General features: G+C 46.7%; 15 protein-coding genes. 6 read left to right on the top strand and 9 right to left on the bottom strand.

The window, feature by feature from the left end; translation table 11 throughout:
- Positions 1-106: 106 nt before the first annotated feature.
- Positions 107-1042 (top strand): bifunctional riboflavin kinase/FAD synthetase, encoded by a 936-nt coding sequence (locus L3C95_RS24620; RefSeq protein WP_236391765.1) that lies wholly within the window; start codon positions 107-109, stop codon positions 1040-1042.
- A 37-nt stretch (positions 1043-1079) separates the two neighbouring features.
- On the opposite strand, the gene holA is transcribed toward L3C95_RS24620, so the two are convergent.
- Together holA and L3C95_RS24630 are read right to left on the bottom strand one after the other, a co-directional pair.
- Positions 1080-2075 carry a DNA polymerase III subunit delta gene (holA, locus tag L3C95_RS24625; RefSeq protein ID WP_236391767.1) on the bottom strand — a complete coding sequence of 332 codons (996 nt, stop codon included), beginning with the start codon at positions 2073-2075 and terminating at the stop codon, positions 1080-1082.
- A 6-nt stretch (positions 2076-2081) separates the two neighbouring features.
- Entirely contained in the window at positions 2082-2717 is a 636-nt protein-coding gene (locus L3C95_RS24630) for a ribonuclease H-like domain-containing protein (protein ID WP_236392035.1), read from the bottom strand.
- A 195-nt stretch (positions 2718-2912) separates the two neighbouring features.
- Between L3C95_RS24630 and L3C95_RS24635 the strand changes: the two genes are divergently transcribed.
- Both L3C95_RS24635 and L3C95_RS24640 read left to right on the top strand, forming a co-directional pair.
- Positions 2913-3875, top strand: a complete 963-nt coding sequence (locus L3C95_RS24635; RefSeq protein ID WP_236391769.1) for a hypothetical protein — start codon at positions 2913-2915, stop codon at positions 3873-3875.
- Positions 3876-4170: 295 nt separating this feature from the next.
- Complete coding sequence (locus L3C95_RS24640) at positions 4171-4566, top strand: response regulator (RefSeq protein ID WP_236391772.1); 396 nt, start codon at positions 4171-4173, stop codon at positions 4564-4566.
- Between the two features lie 105 nt (positions 4567-4671).
- On the opposite strand, the gene L3C95_RS24645 is transcribed toward L3C95_RS24640, so the two are convergent.
- The gene (locus tag L3C95_RS24645; protein WP_236391773.1) at positions 4672-6318 is read right to left on the bottom strand and encodes an ABC-F family ATP-binding cassette domain-containing protein; all 1647 of its coding nucleotides are present in this window, start codon (positions 6316-6318) and stop codon (positions 4672-4674) included.
- Positions 6319-6402: 84 nt separating this feature from the next.
- On the opposite strand from L3C95_RS24645, the gene L3C95_RS24650 reads away from it, so the two are divergent.
- The 3 genes from L3C95_RS24650 (at position 6403) to murI (ending at position 8678) form a co-directional block, all read left to right on the top strand.
- On the top strand, positions 6403-7122 hold the full coding sequence (locus tag L3C95_RS24650) for an EcsC family protein (protein ID WP_236391775.1): 720 nt from the start codon (positions 6403-6405) through the stop codon (positions 7120-7122).
- A gap of 75 nt (positions 7123-7197) precedes the next feature.
- The gene (locus L3C95_RS24655) at positions 7198-7863 is read left to right on the top strand and encodes a carbonic anhydrase (RefSeq protein WP_236391777.1); all 666 of its coding nucleotides are present in this window, start codon (positions 7198-7200) and stop codon (positions 7861-7863) included.
- Positions 7860-8678, top strand: coding sequence for a glutamate racemase (gene murI / locus L3C95_RS24660; RefSeq protein WP_236391779.1), 819 nt, complete (start codon positions 7860-7862; stop codon positions 8676-8678). Before L3C95_RS24655 ends, murI begins: the two co-directional genes overlap by 4 nt.
- Before the next feature lie 1419 nt (positions 8679-10097).
- On the opposite strand, the gene L3C95_RS24665 is transcribed toward murI, so the two are convergent.
- The 6 genes from L3C95_RS24665 to L3C95_RS24690 form a co-directional block, all read right to left on the bottom strand.
- Positions 10098-12230: a S9 family peptidase gene (locus L3C95_RS24665; RefSeq protein WP_236391781.1), complete on the bottom strand. Its 2133-nt coding sequence runs from the start codon at positions 12228-12230 to the stop codon at positions 10098-10100.
- A gap of 39 nt (positions 12231-12269) precedes the next feature.
- Positions 12270-13652: a Gfo/Idh/MocA family protein gene (locus L3C95_RS24670; RefSeq protein ID WP_236391783.1), complete on the bottom strand. Its 1383-nt coding sequence runs from the start codon at positions 13650-13652 to the stop codon at positions 12270-12272.
- A gap of 111 nt (positions 13653-13763) precedes the next feature.
- Positions 13764-14528 (bottom strand): succinate dehydrogenase/fumarate reductase iron-sulfur subunit, encoded by a 765-nt coding sequence (locus tag L3C95_RS24675; protein ID WP_236391785.1) that lies wholly within the window; start codon positions 14526-14528, stop codon positions 13764-13766.
- Positions 14529-14556: 28 nt separating this feature from the next.
- The gene (locus L3C95_RS24680; RefSeq protein ID WP_236391787.1) at positions 14557-16530 is read right to left on the bottom strand and encodes a fumarate reductase/succinate dehydrogenase flavoprotein subunit; all 1974 of its coding nucleotides are present in this window, start codon (positions 16528-16530) and stop codon (positions 14557-14559) included.
- A gap of 14 nt (positions 16531-16544) precedes the next feature.
- Positions 16545-17228: a succinate dehydrogenase cytochrome b subunit gene (locus L3C95_RS24685; protein ID WP_236391789.1), complete on the bottom strand. Its 684-nt coding sequence runs from the start codon at positions 17226-17228 to the stop codon at positions 16545-16547.
- A gap of 250 nt (positions 17229-17478) precedes the next feature.
- Entirely contained in the window at positions 17479-18042 is a 564-nt protein-coding gene (locus L3C95_RS24690; RefSeq protein ID WP_236391791.1) for a hypothetical protein, read from the bottom strand.
- Positions 18043-18053 lie beyond the last annotated feature (11 nt).

The following is an 18053-nucleotide window of genomic DNA, read 5'->3' on the forward strand; positions in this document are numbered from 1 at the left end:
GATAATTTTATTAATGAACAATCTGCTGCAAAAGTAACTGATTAGCCACTTATCTGATATCTAAATGTTGTAATTTGCATAGGATTTTGATCGTTTAAGGCAATTTATGCGGATACACAGGGACCTCACCCATTTGCCAGCTTTGAGGCGGGCTGTTATAACAATTGGTACTTTTGACGGCGTTCACAGCGGTCACCGTTACATTATACAGCAATTGCAGGAAACCGCTGCAGCCTGTGACGGGGAAAGCGTGATCATTACCTTTGACCCGCATCCCCGGGAGGTACTGCAACCCGGCGGCGCACCTGTCAAATTGCTCACCACTCTGGAGGAAAAGATCGAACTGCTGGCCAAAGAGGGTATCGACCACCTGGTGATCGTCCCTTTTACCAGAGAATTCTCAGAACTTTCCGCCCGGGCCTACCTGGAAGACTTCCTGATAGAAAAATTCAATCCACATACGATCATTATCGGCTACGACCACCGCTTTGGTCATAACCGCGAAGGCGGCCTGGAACTGCTGGAGGCAGAACAGAACAGGTACGGATTCCAGCTGGTAGAGATCCCCCAGCAGATCGTCCACGACCTGGCAGTCAGCTCCACCAAGATCCGCAAAAGCCTGCAGGACGGCAATATTCAGCTGGCCAATGAATTGCTTGGCTACCATTATTTCCTGGAAGGAACGGTCATCCACGGCGATAAAATGGGCAGGCAGCTGGGTTATCCCACCGCCAACATTGAATTGCCTGATCCGCGCAAACTGATTCCTGCACAGGGCATTTACGCTATAAAAGTTTATCTTGATAAACAACCCTCACCGCTGAATGGCGTGATGAGCATAGGCACCCGTCCTACTTTTAACGGGGTCGACCTTCGCCTGGAGGCGCATATTTTCGATTTCAGCCAGGAAATCTATGACCGGCTGCTGAGAGTGGAGATCATCAGTTATATCAGGGCCAACCTGAAATTTGACAATATCCAGGACCTGATCGACCAGATGGACAAAGACAGTCTCGCCGCCAAAAATGTCCTGGCCTCCTGACCCTGATGTGAAAACGGCGGTATCACAACCACGCCTGTCAGTACATCAGCTTGTATACCAGTTCTTTCATCAGTTCTCCGTCTTCCACACCACTGTCATTGATACCAATGCTGCGGAGGTTATAGGCATGCAACAGCAGAATGGCCTTTTCTGTGCCCTCTGCGCCGTATTGACGGGCGGCGTTGACATAATCCTTCACAAAGAAGGGATGTACGCCTAAAGCGGCTGCAATCTCCTTTTCTCCCCCCTTTACACCAAACACCATGTTCATTTTGCTGAAGAAATTATACAGCGCCGGCAGTACCATCTGAATAGGTCCCGCCTTAGGGTTGGCGGCAAAATAACGGATGATACGCATTACCTTGGTAATGTCTTTCTGCCCCAAGGCATTCTGCAGCTCAAACACATTATATTCCTTGCTGATGCCTACATATTTCTCAATGTCATTCTCATCTATCTTTTTATCAGGAGGCAGGTTGACCAGCAGTTTATCTATTTCATTGGCCATCCTGGAAAGGTCATTGCCAATATGGTCTACCAGCAGGATGCCGGCCTTCTGTGAAATAGCCCTTCCCAGGCTGCTCACATAAGCTTCCACCCAGCCGGGCAACTGGTTGTCGTACATCTTCTTGGTGCTTAACAGCACCCCCTTCTCCTTGATCAGTTTAGCCAGTTTGCTACGTCCGTCTATCTTTCCCTGCTTATGCGCCACCACGAAAATGGTGGAAGACAATGGATTATCGATATATGCTTCCAGTTTCAGGATATCTTTCATGGATTGGGCCTCTTTCAGCACCACTACCTGTTTTTCGGCAAACATGGGATACCGGCGGCAGGCGTTGATAACGGTGCTCCAGTCTGTATCCTTGCCATAAAGGATGGTCAGGTTAAAGCCTTTTTCCGCTTCATCCAGCAGGTGGTGTTCCGCATAATTGCTCACCTGATCAATGAAAAAATCTTCCTCCCCTTCCAGCCAGTATAAGGGCTTGTATTTCTTCTGCTTCCAGTCTTTTATAATATCCTGATATTCCATGCTTTATTATTTTGAATACACCACATCATCCGTTTCCAGTATGGGAACGCCTTTAAAACGCATCAACAGCTGTCCGACGGCCACTACATCCTTCTGGCAATAATTAGCGATCCTTTCCAGGTCCCTGTCCTGCCAGTAGACTTTCGCCACCATGCTACCATCAATATCATCTTTAGGAGTCGGAATACCCATCACAGCCGTCATCAGTTTCAGGGAAGTATAATTCTTGAAGTCTCCGAACCGCCATAACTGCATGGTATCCAACATCGGCAGCTCCCAGGGTTTAAACCCATGGATCTGCAATGGCAGGGGCAAAGATAGCTGATGAATAACAGATCGCCTGCAAATAAACGGAATATCAAATTCTTTGATGTTATGTCCTGCAAACTGGAAACGGGGAAATTTGATATGAAATTTATTCACCAATTCTAAAAAACTCGTTAATACAACTTTTTCATCGTCATTATAAAATGATTTTATACGTAGTTGATAACGACCACCTTCCGCATGGAAAAACCCCACTGAAATACAGATTATTTTGCCGAATTCGGCATAAATCCCGGCCCGGTCTGCGTATGCCTCTGTAGGGTTCCCCGTTTCTGGCAAAGTTTTTGCAATTTTGTCCACCCAGAGCGATTGCATATTGTCAGGTAAAAAATCAAAGGCCGCAACAGCCGGAGTTGTTTCAATATCAAGTAGCAATAACTGATCTAAAGATATATTCGGTAACACTGTTCGTACGGTTTATATTTTTTTGTAATAAAGTATTTTTAACAATTACATTTGCATAAGGAGTTTTAACCATATAACAATTAACTATAAAACACAAAAACGACTATGACTGAGAACACTTTTAACACGCCTGCGGCAGGATCCTCCGGACCTGAAAAGCCTAGAAGCCGTAATGGTCTGATATATGGTATATTGATTGCAGCATTGGCCGGTACCTGGATATACATGTTGTATGACAAAAATAAAACTACCGATCAAATTGCTCAACAGGCAACACAGATAGATTCCATCTCTACTTCAAGAGATGCTTTACAGCAGGAATACAATGCCGCTAATGCGCGTCTGGATGACCTGATCTCCCAGAACAGCCGCATGGATAGTCTGGTAAAAACAAAAGATAAGGAAATTGCTGATATGAAAGCGAGGATCCAGGGTATCCTCTCCAATAAAAATGCTACCCAGAAAGAACTGGCTGAAGCCCGTCGTCTGATCGAAACACTGAAGGGTAACATTGAAAACTATACGGCAACTATCGAACGCCTGGAAGGTGAAAAGATCGTGCTGACAGGTGAGCGTGACAACGCCCGCAAAGAAAGGGACGAAGTAACTACCCAGAGAGATAGTCTGAACAAGAAGGTAAACCTGGGTTCCGTATTACACGCTTCCAACATCCACCTCCAGCCTATCAATGTAAAAAAGAATGGCAAGGAAGTAGAAACCAGCAAGGCTAAACGCGCAGATATGATGCGTGTAAGCTTCGACCTGGATGAAAACAGGATCGCTCCAACCGGCGATAAAGAACTGTACGTTTCTATCACTTCTCCTGATGGCTCTCCGCTGGCAGTAGAAGCACTGGGTTCCGGCAGATTTACCCTGGAAGACGGTACTGAAAAATTATATACTGCTAAGAAAACTGTAAACTACGCTACCGGCCAGAAACAAACCGTAAGCATGGACTGGAAACAGAATTCAGATTTCAAACCAGGTGATTACGCTGTTGAGATCTACCATGATGGTTACAAGATCGGTTCAGGCAAAGTAACACTGAAAAAAGGCGGACTGTTCTAATAGTCTTTTACCTGATTATATTAAGAATCCCGGATGTTCACCCGCCAAGGCGGGCAATACATCCGGGATTTTTTATGCTGACAGGGCAACCAAAGCAACGCACAACCCATATCTCCACATTTCCAACATTTTGTTAACAATTAGTTATTGGGCAATCATCATATATAAAAATAAAATTAATTAGTGTTTATTTGTATTCGATTGTATCATGTGAAAACCGGGGATTACATCAGCTGTGTTTTGTGCTACCCCCCTCGAATTACTAGGAAAGACTAAGTTGCTAAATCAGGTATATATGGTGGAAACCGCTAAACAGGTGTATGTTGTTGACGACGATGAAATATTCCATTTCATCCTGAAAAAAATGCTGGAACAACAAGACGAAAAACTGGAAGTGACTTCATTCCTTTGTGCGGAAGATGCATTGGAAGAATTGCAGCATCCTAACGGACATCCTTTGCCCTCCCTGATCATCCTGGACATGAATATGCAGCGGATGAATGGCTGGGATTTTATAGAGGCCTACCGTGGCATTAAGTGTAGCCTGAGCCAACAGATCCCCATCATTATGTGCTCATCCTCAATTGATATGCGCGACATCCAGAAAGTGAAACGTACGCCGGAACTGAAGGCTTATATCACCAAACCCCTGGATTCCGAGAAAATGCAGCAGATCAAGGACTACCTCTAAAAAAAATCAGGAATCAGGAGTTAAGAGCCAGGAGATGATCCTCATTCTTAATACCCAATTCCTAACTTATATAACTTACAGCCCGTAACGGAGCTTGCCGATTAACTAGGAAATAGCCACTTTATCTCCGTACATCTCTTCTCTCAGCGCTTTTACCCTATCATCAGCCAGGTATTCATCGAAAGTAGTTAACCTGTCGATAATACCCCTTGGAGTGATCTCGATAATACGGTTTGCTACAGATTGCATAAAGGCATGGTCATGCGTCGTGAACAGCACGATACCTTTAAAGTTCATCATACTTTCGTTGAAAGACTGGATAGATTCCAGATCCAGGTGGTTGGTAGGCTCGTCCAGCACTACAACGTTGGGATCCTGCAACATCATACGGCTCACCATACAACGTACCTTCTCCCCTCCGCTCAACACACTGGTCTTTTTCATGATCTCGTCACCGCTGAACAGCATTTTACCCAGGAAGCCACGCAGGAACGGCTCATCCACATCAGTTACATGTGGTGGCACATACTGGCGCAACCAGTCCATCAGGTTCAGGGTCGGATCTGTGAAATATTTGGCGTTATCATTAGGCAGATAAGCAGACGTTACTGTTGTTCCCCACTCGAATTTACCACCATCCGCATTCTGTTCGCCATTGATGATCTCAAAGAAAGTGGTCAGCGCCAGGTGCTCCTTGGCCAGGAAGGCGATCTTATCACCTTTGTTCACGGTGAAGGATACATTGCTGAACAGGGTATTACCTTCGATGGATTTCTCCAGTTTTTCCACATTCAGGATCTGGTTACCTACTTCACGCTGCTGCTTGAAGATGATACCAGGATATTTACGGTTGGAAGGCTGGATATCTTCGATAACCAGTTTTTCCAGGGCTTTTTTACGGGAAGTAGCCTGTTTACTCTTGGAAGCGTTGGCACTGAAACGGGCGATGAAGTCCATCAGGTCCTTACGTTTATCTTCCATTTTCTTGTTCTTATCGGCGATCTGACGGGCCATCAGCTGGGAAGACTCGTACCAGAAGCTATAGTTACCAGAGAAGATCTGGATCTTGGCGCGGTCAACGTCTGCCACGTGCGTACAAACGGCATCCAGGAAGTGACGGTCGTGGGATACTACGATCACGATATTCTCATAGTCAGCCAGGAAGTTTTCCAGCCAGCCGATCGTCTCCACGTCCAGGTGGTTGGTAGGCTCATCCAGCAGCAGGATATCGGGGTTACCGAACAGGGCCTGCGCCAGAAGCACCCGCACCTTCAGGTTACCACTCAGGTCCTTCATCTGTAAGCTGTGCAGATCCTCCTTTACACCCAGGTCGCCCAACAGTACGCCGGCATCACTTTCTGCAGTATAACCGCCCATTTCGCCATATTCGGCTTCCAGCTCACCTGCACGCATACCATCCTCTTCGGTAAAATCAGCTTTGGCATAGATCGCATCTCTCTCATGCGCTATTTCCCACAGCTTTTTATTTCCCATCAGTACGGTATTCAGCACAGTTACTTCGTCAAATTCGAAGTGGTTCTGCTTCAGAACACTCATACGTTCACCAGGGGTGATTTCAACAGCGCCCTTAGTAGGCTCAATCTCACCTGATAATATCTTAAGAAACGTGGATTTACCGGCACCATTGGCGCCGATTACACCATAACAGTTACCTTTGGTGAAATTGAGGTTAACTTCATCAAACAACACCCTTTTTCCGAAAGAAAGCGATACGTTTTTAACACTGATCATGCTGGCTAAAGAAATTTAAGGCGCAAAGTTACTAAATGTTCCTGGTTTTACCGTTTGTGGTTTATTCTTTGTAACGATCATCAGATGGACGCTTATATCCAACAGGTTAATAAAGAGCTCATGGCCTGGCAAAAGGCCATGCAGCGGGGCATTAGCCTCCCCGGACGGCTAACCAGGGGACTGCAAAAAAAAATTAACCGGGTCATTCCCGAAAGGGTGCATGAAGCCCTGACCACCGCCGTCAAGCAAACAACCCGGGCGGTTATATCCGGGGCGGGCTTTACCAGCCCCCCACCCTTATTTGAGGAAGATCTGGCCATACGGGAATCGAAGGTCAGGGAGCGGATCAATTTTTACAAGACCACGGCTGCAACCGAAGGCGCCCTGACAGGTGCTGGTGGCATCCTGCTCGGCCTGGCCGATTTCCCCCTGTTCCTGACCATCAAAATGAAAATGCTGTTTGATATTGCCGCCCTTTACGGCCGTAATGTGGGCGATTATAAAGAACGCCTCTTCATCCTGCATATTTTCTTCATTACTTTCTCCACCCAGGACTTCCGCAACAAGCTTTATCCTATTATTGCCGACTGGGAGAACTATAGCCGGGAACTACCGGAAGATATTCATGCCTTCGACTGGCGTAACTTTCAACAGCAGTACCGCGACTACCTCGACCTGGCCAAACTGCTGCAGCTCATGCCTGTGATCGGAGCTGCCGTAGGCGCCTATGTCAATCACCGGCTGACAGACAAACTGGGGCACAGCGCCATGAATGCATACCGCTTACGACTGATGAAACAGTAATAGCTGCCGTGACGTATCTTTACGCTCTATCCGTGAGTGATATACGCTATCTAACTTTATTAAACTCCATACTATATGACCAGGTACGACGAAATCTTCGAGAACAACAGGATGTGGATGGCTTCCAAAACAGCCGCAGACAAGGAATTCTTTGAAAAGCTGGCCGAGGAACAGAACCCGGAATACCTTTACATTGGCTGCAGTGACAGCCGCGTGCCTACCAATGAGATCATGGGACTGGACGCCGGTGAAGTCTTCGTACACCGCAACATCGCCAACCTTGTAAATAGTGTGGACCTGAGTGTCATGGCCGTTATCAATTATGCGGTGCGACACCTGAGCGTAAAACACATTATTGTTTGTGGTCACTACAACTGTGGCGGCGTTAAGGCAGCCATGCAGCCCGCCGACCTCGGACTGCTCAACCCCTGGTTGCGTAACATCCGCGATGTATACCGTTTACACCGCCAGGAACTGGATGCCATCGAAGATGATCATGCCCGTTATAATCGCCTGGTGGAACTGAACGTTCAGGAACAATGCGTAAATGTTATCAAAACAGCCGCCGTACAGCAATCATATGTTGAAAGAGGTTACCCTACCGTGCATGGCTGGGTATATGACCTCTACACCGGCAAACTTATCGACCTGAAAATCGACTTTGAAGGTATCCTGCATAATATCCAGGAAATCTATGACCTGACGGGTAAGGGCTTGATGAAAAAAAAGGATGACAAATGACAGGACCTATTGGCGTGTTTGATTCCGGTTACGGAGGATTGACCGTACTAAAGGAAATCATAGCGACACTGCCGCAATATGACTATATCTATCTGGGTGATAATGCGCGGGCACCTTATGGTAACCGTGGTTTTGATACCATTCATACCTATACGCTTCAGTGCGTGCAGCACCTGTTCGACATGGGTTGTCCGCTTGTGATACTGGCCTGTAATACCGCTTCTGCCAGGGCGCTGCGTACCATTCAGCAGAAAGACCTGCCACGTATTGCTCCGGATCGTCGTGTGCTTGGCGTGATCCGTCCGACGACTGAAATGGTGGGAACGCTCACGCAGAGTGGTGAAGTGGGCATTCTGGCTACTAAAGGCACAGTGGCATCCGAGTCCTATCCTATAGAGATCCGGAAGTTCTTTCCACATGTCAATGTACATCAATTGGCTTGCCCTATGTGGGTACCGATCGTTGAAAACGGTGAAGCGGATGGTGAGGGGGCTGATTACTTTGTCAAAAAGTATCTTCATCAGATACTGACAGATGCGCCAGATATTGATACGCTGGTATTGGCTTGTACGCACTATCCTATCCTGACAAAAAAAATTAAACAGTTCCTTCCGGGGGGGATTACGCTGTTGTCTCAGGGCAAGATCGTGGCGCATAGTCTGAAAGATTATCTGCAGCGTCATCCTGAGATGGAAGTCCGTCTTGGTAAGGGGGGAAGCCGGAAGTATTTTACTACGGATGATCCGGTGATATTTGAAAAGCAGACGGAGATATTTCTGGGAGAGACGGTGAAGACGGAGTTTATCAATCCGTAAATCATGCTGGCGCGGATTGTAAATATTAGGACCGCGTTAAGTAGCTCGGTTTTTTGATGCTGATTGGCGGAGGAGCGTAATTTATTAGGACCGCGTAAGTAGCTTGGTTTTTTGATGCTGATTGGCGGAGGAGCGTAATTTATTAGGACCGCGTAAGTAGCTCGGTTTTTTGATGCTGATTGGCGGAGGAGCGTAATTTATTAGGACCGCGTAAGTAGCTCGGTTTTTTGATGCTGATTGCCGGAGGAGCGTAATTTATTAGGACCGCGTAAGTAGCTCGGTTTTTTGATGCTGATTGCCGGAGGAGCGTAATTTATTAGGACCGCGTAAGTAGCTCGGTTTTATTGATCATGATTGACGGTGGATTGTGAATTTATTGAGACCGCGTAAGTAGCTCGGTTTCAGTATGGGATCGCGGTCGGCGCCTCTTTGGTAGAATGACGATGGGGCGTTTTCAAGCGTATGAGCTTGGGATCTTTATTTAGCTGCATCTATCGTGTGTCAAAGAGCCGAAGGCCCGCGCTTCCCATCTGAAACCGGTGCTACTTATACGCTCCCTATTAGCGGTAATGCTCCGCTATCAGTGAATTTCTTATTTTTCATAACTTCCTATTCTATTTATTCGGCTCCGTAATCGAGCCCTATCATCGTCTAAACAACTCTGAGCCCCTCACTTATTTTTGATACTTCCTCTTCTATTCATTCGGATATCTGATCGAGCCCTATTATCGCCTAAACAACTCTGAGCGCCCCCACTTATTTTTGATACTTCCCCTTCCATTCATTCGGATATCTGATTGAGGCCTATTATCGCTTAAGCAACTCTGAGCGCCGTCACTTATTTTTGATACTTCCTCTCCTATTCATTCGGATATTTGATCGAGGTCTATTATCGTTTAAGCAACTCTGAGCGCCGTCGCTTATTTGTGATACTTCCTCTTCTATTCATTCGGATATCTGATCGAGAGTTATCATCGTTTAAGCAGTTCTGAGCGCCTTCACTTATTTTTGATACTTACTCTTCTATTCATTCGGATATCTGACCGAGAGTTATCATGTCTAAGCAGCTCTGAGAGTCTTCATTTATTTTTTGACACCTCTTCTTTTTTTCCACGATTCAAAAGGACCCTTAATTGTAATTGGGAGCCCGGAAGTAGCAAGCGGTTTCAGTGGGAATGGCGGGCCTTCGGCTCTTTGACACACGATAGATGCAGCTAAATAAAGATCCCAGCCCATACGCTTGAAAATGTCAAATAGACATCCAACCAAAGAGGCGCCGACCGCCATCCCAGCTGGAACCGCAGCTACTTCCAACAAACAAACAAACAAACAAACAAACAAACAAACCACAACGCAACAACAAATAAAAAAGCCCATAGATCGCGAAAGACCTATGGGCTTAAAAAATATGAACTGATACTATTTGCCTTCCAATGCTAATAGGAAGGCGTACTGCAACGCAATATCCTCAAGCATCTTGAAACGGCCGGAAGCACCACCATGCCCCGCCTCCATGTTGGTGTGCATGAGCAGCATATGCTTGTCAGTTTTTAATTCACGCAGCTTGGCAACCCATTTTGCAGGTTCCCAGTATTGCACCTGCGAGTCATGCAGACCCGTTGTTACAAGCATATTAGGATATACCTGTGCCTTTACGTTGTCGTAAGGAGAATAAGCCTTCATGTAGTCGTAGTATTCCTTCTTCTTAGGATTACCCCATTCGTCAAACTCACCGGTAGTTAAAGGAATGCTTTCATCGAGCATTGTTGTCACTACATCTACGAATGGCACGGCTGCGATAACGCCGTTCCAGAGGGTAGGACGCATGTTAACAACTGCACCCATCAGCAAACCGCCGGCACTGCCTCCCATGGCATAGAGATGTGTACTGTCAGTATAACGGGCTTTTACGAGATAGTCGGCACAATCGATGAAGTCTGTGAACGTGTTCATCTTCTTGAACAATTTACCATCTTCATACCATTGTCTGCCCATTTCCTCGCCTCCTCTGATATGCGCGATAGCATAGGCAAATCCTCTGTCCAGTAAGCTGAGACGGTTACTGCTGAAGGAAGGCTCTATACTATGACCATAAGAACCATAGCCATAGAGCAACAGTGGCCCTTTGCCATTTTTCTCAAATCCCTTTTTGTATACGATAGATACAGGTACTTTCACTCCATCTCTGGCAGTGACATACAGGCGCTCTGTAACATAATCCTTTGGATCATATCCGCCTAATACTTCCTGGCGTTTACGCAGCTCACTCTTTTTGTTATCCATGTCGTAGTCGTAGGTAGATACCGGCGTTGTCATGGAAGTATAGGAGTAGCGTAATGTCTTTGTATCAAACTCCGGATTGGTGGAGATAGCTGCAACGTAGGCGGGTTCTTCAAATTTCAGGTAATGATCTTCCTTCGTGCGGGAGTTGATCACACGCAATTGTGTTAAACCATTCTTACGTTCGCTCAGCACCATATGATCACGGAACAATTCAATGCCCTGCAACAACACATCTGCACGATGAGGGATCACTTCCTTCCAGTGACTGCTGCCGGTTTTGTCCTGCGGACATTCCATGAGACGGAAGTTTACAGCCTCCCAGTTGGTAACGATATAGAACTTGTCATCCTTGTGATCAATTTCGTAGAGATGATCGCGCCTGCGTGGTTCAAAAACATGGAATGCACCTTCAGGTTTTGAAGCGTCCAGTATACGGTATTCTGAAGATACAGTACTGTGGCTTTGTATCATGATGAACTTACCAGATTTTGAGCGGGCTACATCAATGGAAAAAGTTTCGTCCTTCTCATTGAAAACCTCTTTATCTGTGCGTACGTCCGTACCGGTTACATGTCGCAGGATGCGTTCCTCTCTCAGCGTCACCGGGTTCTTGACAGTATAGAAGAAAGTTTTGTTATCGCTTGCCCATGCTGCACTGCCGGAAGTTTGTGTGATCGCTTCAGGCAATACTTCTCCCGTTTGCAGGTTCTTGACATGGATCGTGTACTGACGACGGCTTACCGTATCAACACCGTATGCCAGCCATTGCGCATCAGGGCTTACAGACAGGCCTCCTACATGAAAGTAGTCATGTCCTGCAGCCAGCACGTTCACATCCAGTATCACTTCTTCTGTACCTTCCAGGCTGCCTTTTTTACGGCAGTATACAGGATATTCCTTGCCTTGTACAAAACGGGTATAATAGTAATAACCATTCTTCAGGTAAGGGACGCTGGCATCTGTTTCCATAATGCGGCCTCTCATCTCCTCATACAACTTCTTTCTCATACCGGCGGAAGATTCCATCATGGTATCCAGGTAGTCATTTTCCGCCTTGAGGTACGCAATAACTTTTGGATCATTCCGGTCATTCATCCAGTAGTATTTGTCTATCCTGGTATCGCCGTGAATGGTCATTGCCGTATCTATTTGTTCCGCTACCGGCGGCTTTACTGTTTTGACTTCTGCTGACATACTTTTCTTATTTTCCTTACAGGCAAACAGGCCCATGCCTGACAACATTATGGTAAATGCAGCGGCTTTCCTCATAGGTGACAAATTGAGGATACGAATGTAATACTTATCCTGTTACACAATCTTCATTTTTTGAGCGTCCCAGTGGATCACTTTTTTGCTGAAATAACTTTCATTGGTAACCAATGCAGGACCTGCAGCACGGAGTCCGAAGGAGGCATCTTCCACCACGGGTTTACCTGTACGCATGGCCTCAAAGAAGTTAATAAAGTGATCGAGGCGGGAGTCATATCCCCGCGGAGCAGCATATGCGCTTTCTGAGCGCTGTGCCGGCTTGCGTGTTTCCTCAGGGTATTTTGCGTTATACTGTTTCACATAGGCTTCCTGGGTAGCCTTTGTAAATGTGTTATAGGTATCCCAGCCACCATAACCAGGTGCCGAGGAGAGTTTATGTTTTTTGATCTTAAAGTCATCCCATCCCAGTTCCAGCACGCCGTCTGTGCCGATAAAGCGGGTAAATTCACCGCCGCCGCCACCATCGGCGAAGTTTACACGTAATGTTACCTGGAAGGCAGGATGCGTTTTTGTTTCCGGATAATCAAAGATCGCTACAACAACATCCGGCACATCACGCCCGTCTTTCCATTGCACCAGGTTACCGCTGGCGAAGATACGCTCAGGGCCCAGGGAACCGGTGATGAAGTGCAGTCCGGAGATGAGGTGTACAAACAGATCGCCAGGTACACCCGTACCATAAGCCCGGTAATTGCGCCAGCGGAAGAAGCGCGTGGGATCAAATGGTACTTTGGCGGTATCCTTGAGGAAGGTGTCAAAGTCGATAGTAGCAGGGGAAGCGTCCGGTGGAATAGAATACTGCCATGCGCCAAGCGCATCATGACGGTCTATTCTTGCCTCCACAATGTTCAGCTGACCTATTTCTCCGGCCTCATAACGCTTCTTTGCTTCTGCCAGGGCAATACTGCTTACCCGTTGACTACCTACCTGAAAAACGGCCTTTGTACGCTGCTGGGTAGCAATCACCTTATGCCCTTCTTCGATCTGCTGTACCATGGGTTTTTCACAGTAAACAGCCTTGCCTTTCTCCATCGCATCAATAGAAATGGTATCGTGCCAGTGATCGGGCGTGGCAACAATCACAGCGTCTATGTCCTTCCTGTTCAGCAACTCACGGTAGTCGCGGGTGGTAAAGATGTCTTTACCATACACCTCTTTGACTTTCGCAAGATGACCATCATAGAGGTCGGCGGCTGCTACGAATTCCACTCCGGGTGCTTTCAGCGCTGTCTCTACATCGCCGAAACCCATGATACCCATACCGATACAACCGATACGGATCTTGTCGTTGGCAGAAATGCGGGTGTTGGGTTGAAGGATATGGACCTGATCCTTTCCTAAAGCGGCCAATGAACCGGCGCCCAGCATGGCGGCCGTGCCTCCGAGGTTGCGGAGAAATTTTCTCCTGGAGTTGTCTGTCATAACGTAAAATTTGTGTGCAAACGGGTTTTAAACACAAACAATATACAAAAAAAATCCCCCTCGTTTCAGGAGGGGGATCATGGTATTCACCAAATGCAATCGTGACAATGACTATTTTTCGTAGCTGAAACCTGCAGCAATGTACTCGCGGTTCAGACGTGCAATGTTTGTCAGAGAAATTTCTTTCGGACATTCTGCCTCACAGGCGCCGGTGTTGGTACAGCTACCAAAACCTTCCTTGTCCATCTGTGCGATCATATTTAATGCCCTTGTCTTCTTCTCAGGCTGTCCCTGTGGCAGCAATGCCAGCTGGGATACTTTCGCTGAAACGAAGAGCATAGCGGAAGAGTTTTTACAAGCTGCTACGCAGGCGCCGCAACCGATACATGCTGCTGCTGCAAACGCTGCATCTGCTTTATCTTTTGGTACCAGAATGTTGTTGGCATCCTGGGCATTACCTGTATTTACAGAAACATAACCACCCGCCTCGATGATACGGTCAAACGCACCTCTGTCAACGGTCAGGTCTTTCACAACAGGGAAAGATCCTGCTCTCCATGGCTCAACAGTAATGGTATCGCCATCTTTGAAAGCGCGCATGTGCAGCTGGCAAGTGGTAGTACCAGCCCAAGGACCGTGTGCACGGCCGTTGATATGCATGGAACATGCACCACAGATACCTTCACGGCAGTCATGGTCAAACGCTATCGGCTCTTTGCCTTCATTGATCAGGCGCTCGTTCAGCACGTCGAACATTTCCAGGAATGACATCTCGGAAGAAATGCCGCTTACCGGATAAGTTTCAAATTTTCCCTGTGCGTCTGTGTTTTTCTGCCTCCACACTTTAAGTGTGAGATTCATAGTATAATGTTCCATATCTATTGGACTATTATTATTGTGATAATTATTTATAGCTACGTTGAGTTGGTTTACATTCTACAAACTCAAGAGCTTCTTTATGCAACTCGAACTGGCTTTCACCTTTATATTCCCATGCTGCTACATACGCGAAGTTTTCGTCATCACGTTGTGCTTCCCCATCTGGTGTCTGTGATTCTTCACGGAAGTGACCACCACAGGATTCGCGACGGTTCAGCGCATCTACGCACATCAGTTCTCCCAGCTCCAGGAAGTCAGCCACGCGGCCGGCTTTCTCCAGTTCAGGGTTGAATTCGTTTGCATCACCAGGGATACGTACATCGCTCCAGAATTCCTTACGCAAAGCCTGGATCTCAACGATAGCTTCTTTCAATCCCTGCTCATTACGGGCCATACCACATTTATCCCACATAATCTTACCCAGTTTCTTGTGGAAGTGGTCTACAGATTTGGTACCCTTAATGCTCATCAGCTTATCGATGGTAGACTGTACATTCTTTTCAGCCTCGACGAATGCCGGATGATCCAGTGAAATCGCTTTGGTCTTGATATCGTCAGCCAGGTAGTTACCCAGTGTGTAAGGAATTACGAAATAACCATCAGCCAGACCCTGCATCAGTGCGGAAGCACCCAGACGGTTTGCACCGTGATCGGAGAAGTTGGCTTCACCGAGTGCATACAGACCGGTAACGGTGGTCATCAGTTCATAATCCACCCACAGGCCACCCATAGTATAGTGTACTGCAGGGTAAATGCGCATTGGCACTTCATATGGATTCTCACCGGTGATCTTTGCGTACATATCGAAGAGGTTACCGTATTTCTCGGCTACCACTTCTTTACCCAGCTTACGGATCTGTTCAGGAGTAGGATTGGACAGCTGTCTTTTGCTTGCCTCAATTCTTCCGTAACGGTCCATGTTATATGCGAAGTCCAGGTATACGGCCTGTTTGGAGCTACCAACACCGTAACCGGCGTCACATCTTTCTTTGGCAGCGCGGGATGCCACGTCACGTGGTACCAGGTTACCGAAGGCAGGATATCTTCTTTCCAGGTAGTAATCCCTTTCGTCTTCCGGAATATCGGAAGGTTTGCGGTTATCGTTCTGTTTTTTAGGTACCCATATACGGCCATCGTTACGGAGCGACTCAGACATCAGCGTCAGCTTGGACTGGTGGTCGCCGGAAACAGGGATACAGGTCGGGTGGATCTGTGTAAAGCAAGGGTTACCGAAGAAAGCACCTTTACGGGTGGCTTTCCAGGCTGCAGTTACGTTAGATCCCATGGCGTTTGTGGACAGGTAGAACACGTTACCATAACCACCGCTTGCCAGCAGTACTGCGTGACCGAAGTGACGCTCCAGCTTACCGGTGATGAGGTTACGGGCAATGATACCACGCGCCTTGCCATCTATCACTACGATGTCCAGCATTTCATGACGGTTGTACATGGTCACGTTACCCAGAGCCACCTGGCGCTCCAGAGCGGAGTATGCGCCTAACAGCAGCTGCTGACCGGTCTGACCGGCAGCGTAGAAAGTACGCTGTACCTGTGTACCACCGAAAGAGCGGTTGCTCAGCAATCCGCCATATTCGCGGGCAAAAGGAACTCCCTGTGCCACACACTGGTCTATAATATTGCCACTTACCTCTGCCAGGCGATGCACATTGGCTTCACGGGCACGGTAGTCGCCACCTTTTACAGTATCATAAAACAAACGGAACACAGAGTCACCGTCGTTCTGGTAATTCTTTGCAGCATTGATACCACCCTGTGCAGCAATACTATGTGCACGGCGTGGACTGTCCTGAAAACAGAAAGCTTTCACTTTATAACCTAACTCACCCAAAGAAGCAGCAGCCGAAGCCCCTGCCAGACCCGTACCCACGATGATCACTTCCATGTTGCGCTTGTTAGCCGGGTTTACCAGCTTACAATGCCCCTTATAATCTTCCCATTTCTTATCTAATGAACCGGCAGGAATTTTTGAGTTCAACATATATCCTTACTTTACTAAATTGATTTGAAATATATAACCACGGGAATAATGGCAAAGCCAATAGGGATCAGGATCCCGAATAACCAAACACCTACGAAGTTGATGAGGCCATTGTACTTAACGTGGTTCAGGCCAAATGTCTGGAAAGCGCTTTTAAACCCGTGAATCAGGTGGAAAGATAAACCGATCATACCAATCACATACAGGATCACCATCCATAATTGCGTGAACGCCTCCTGTACAACGAGGTAAAGGTTATTGTACTCCTCTCCGTTGTAAGTCACAGGCCGTAAGTCTCCATAGTGCATCCAGTACCAGAAGTCTTTCAGGTGAATAATCACGAAAATCAGCAGGATACTACCCATGATAGCCATCTGGCGGCTGAACCAGGAAGAGGTCTGATTACCAGGATTGATAGCGTACTTTACCGGACGCGCAGCCCTGTTGCGAAAGGTGAGTTGAAAAGCAAGAATAGCGTGGATAAGAATAACAACCTTTAAACCCCAGGCTATAAACTGGATAAGGCCATTGTGACTCATGAATGCGGCATAAATATTAAAAGCCTCACCTTCATCTTCTTTGAGCAAGGCGAGATTACCAGCCAGGTGCACGATAACAAAACTACACAGAAAGAGACCGGTAGCACCCACTAATAATTTTTTACCAATAGAGGTATTAAAAAACTGTGACCACTTCATAAGTTAAATTCTAAGCTTCCTTAAAAGATGATATGATAATATTTCGAATATATCGCGCAAATTTAGCGCAGGAAAAATTAAAAGCAAATGATATTTCTCAGTTTTTGCTTTGAAACTGAGCGCCAATTCATTGTTTTAGCCTTGGCTACCCGGTTCATGGCAGAACAAACGCTGCTAACCTGCCGGTTAGCAGGAAAACCAGCTACATTCACGATGAGATCAACAAGAAACGTGGACTTCATTTCCGCCGCTACTCAAGACGGCGCATCATAACGTTATCGACAAGGGAATAGAGATGCTGTGGCTGGTAAGTACGCCACTTCTCATTATCAAGGAGATGCACGTAATTGTCCAGATGGGCTTTTTCAAATTCCTGCCGTGTCTGTTTCGGCATATTAAGGCTCACGATCCACCCTCCTTCATCACGGATGTCATCCCACCATTCTTCATAGTAACTGTCATCAGATGAGTGGAAATTCATCACATTCTCTGTGATAAGGATGAACTTATTGATCTTGTTGGCTATCATCACATCAATGACATCACGCTTCAATACCATGATATCATTCTCAATACAGTCATTCCATTCTCCCAACACTTCAATAATGGCATAGTTAAACTCGTAATCGGCAAAGAGCACTTTCAGATACAGATTACGGGAGCCAAATTCATCCCATTGAGGGTGTACGTAATAATTATATACAGTATTGGTGAAGGTGAACTCACTATATTCCCTTCCATAAAAAGGGGAAAGTTCATCATCCTCCGCAGTATACAAATGGCGCCAGTTATAAAAAGGTTCTATATCATGCATGTCACGCTAAC

It is taken from the genome of Chitinophaga filiformis, from assembly GCF_021646545.1.
Classification (GTDB): Bacteria; Bacteroidota; Bacteroidia; order Chitinophagales; family Chitinophagaceae; genus Chitinophaga; species Chitinophaga filiformis_A.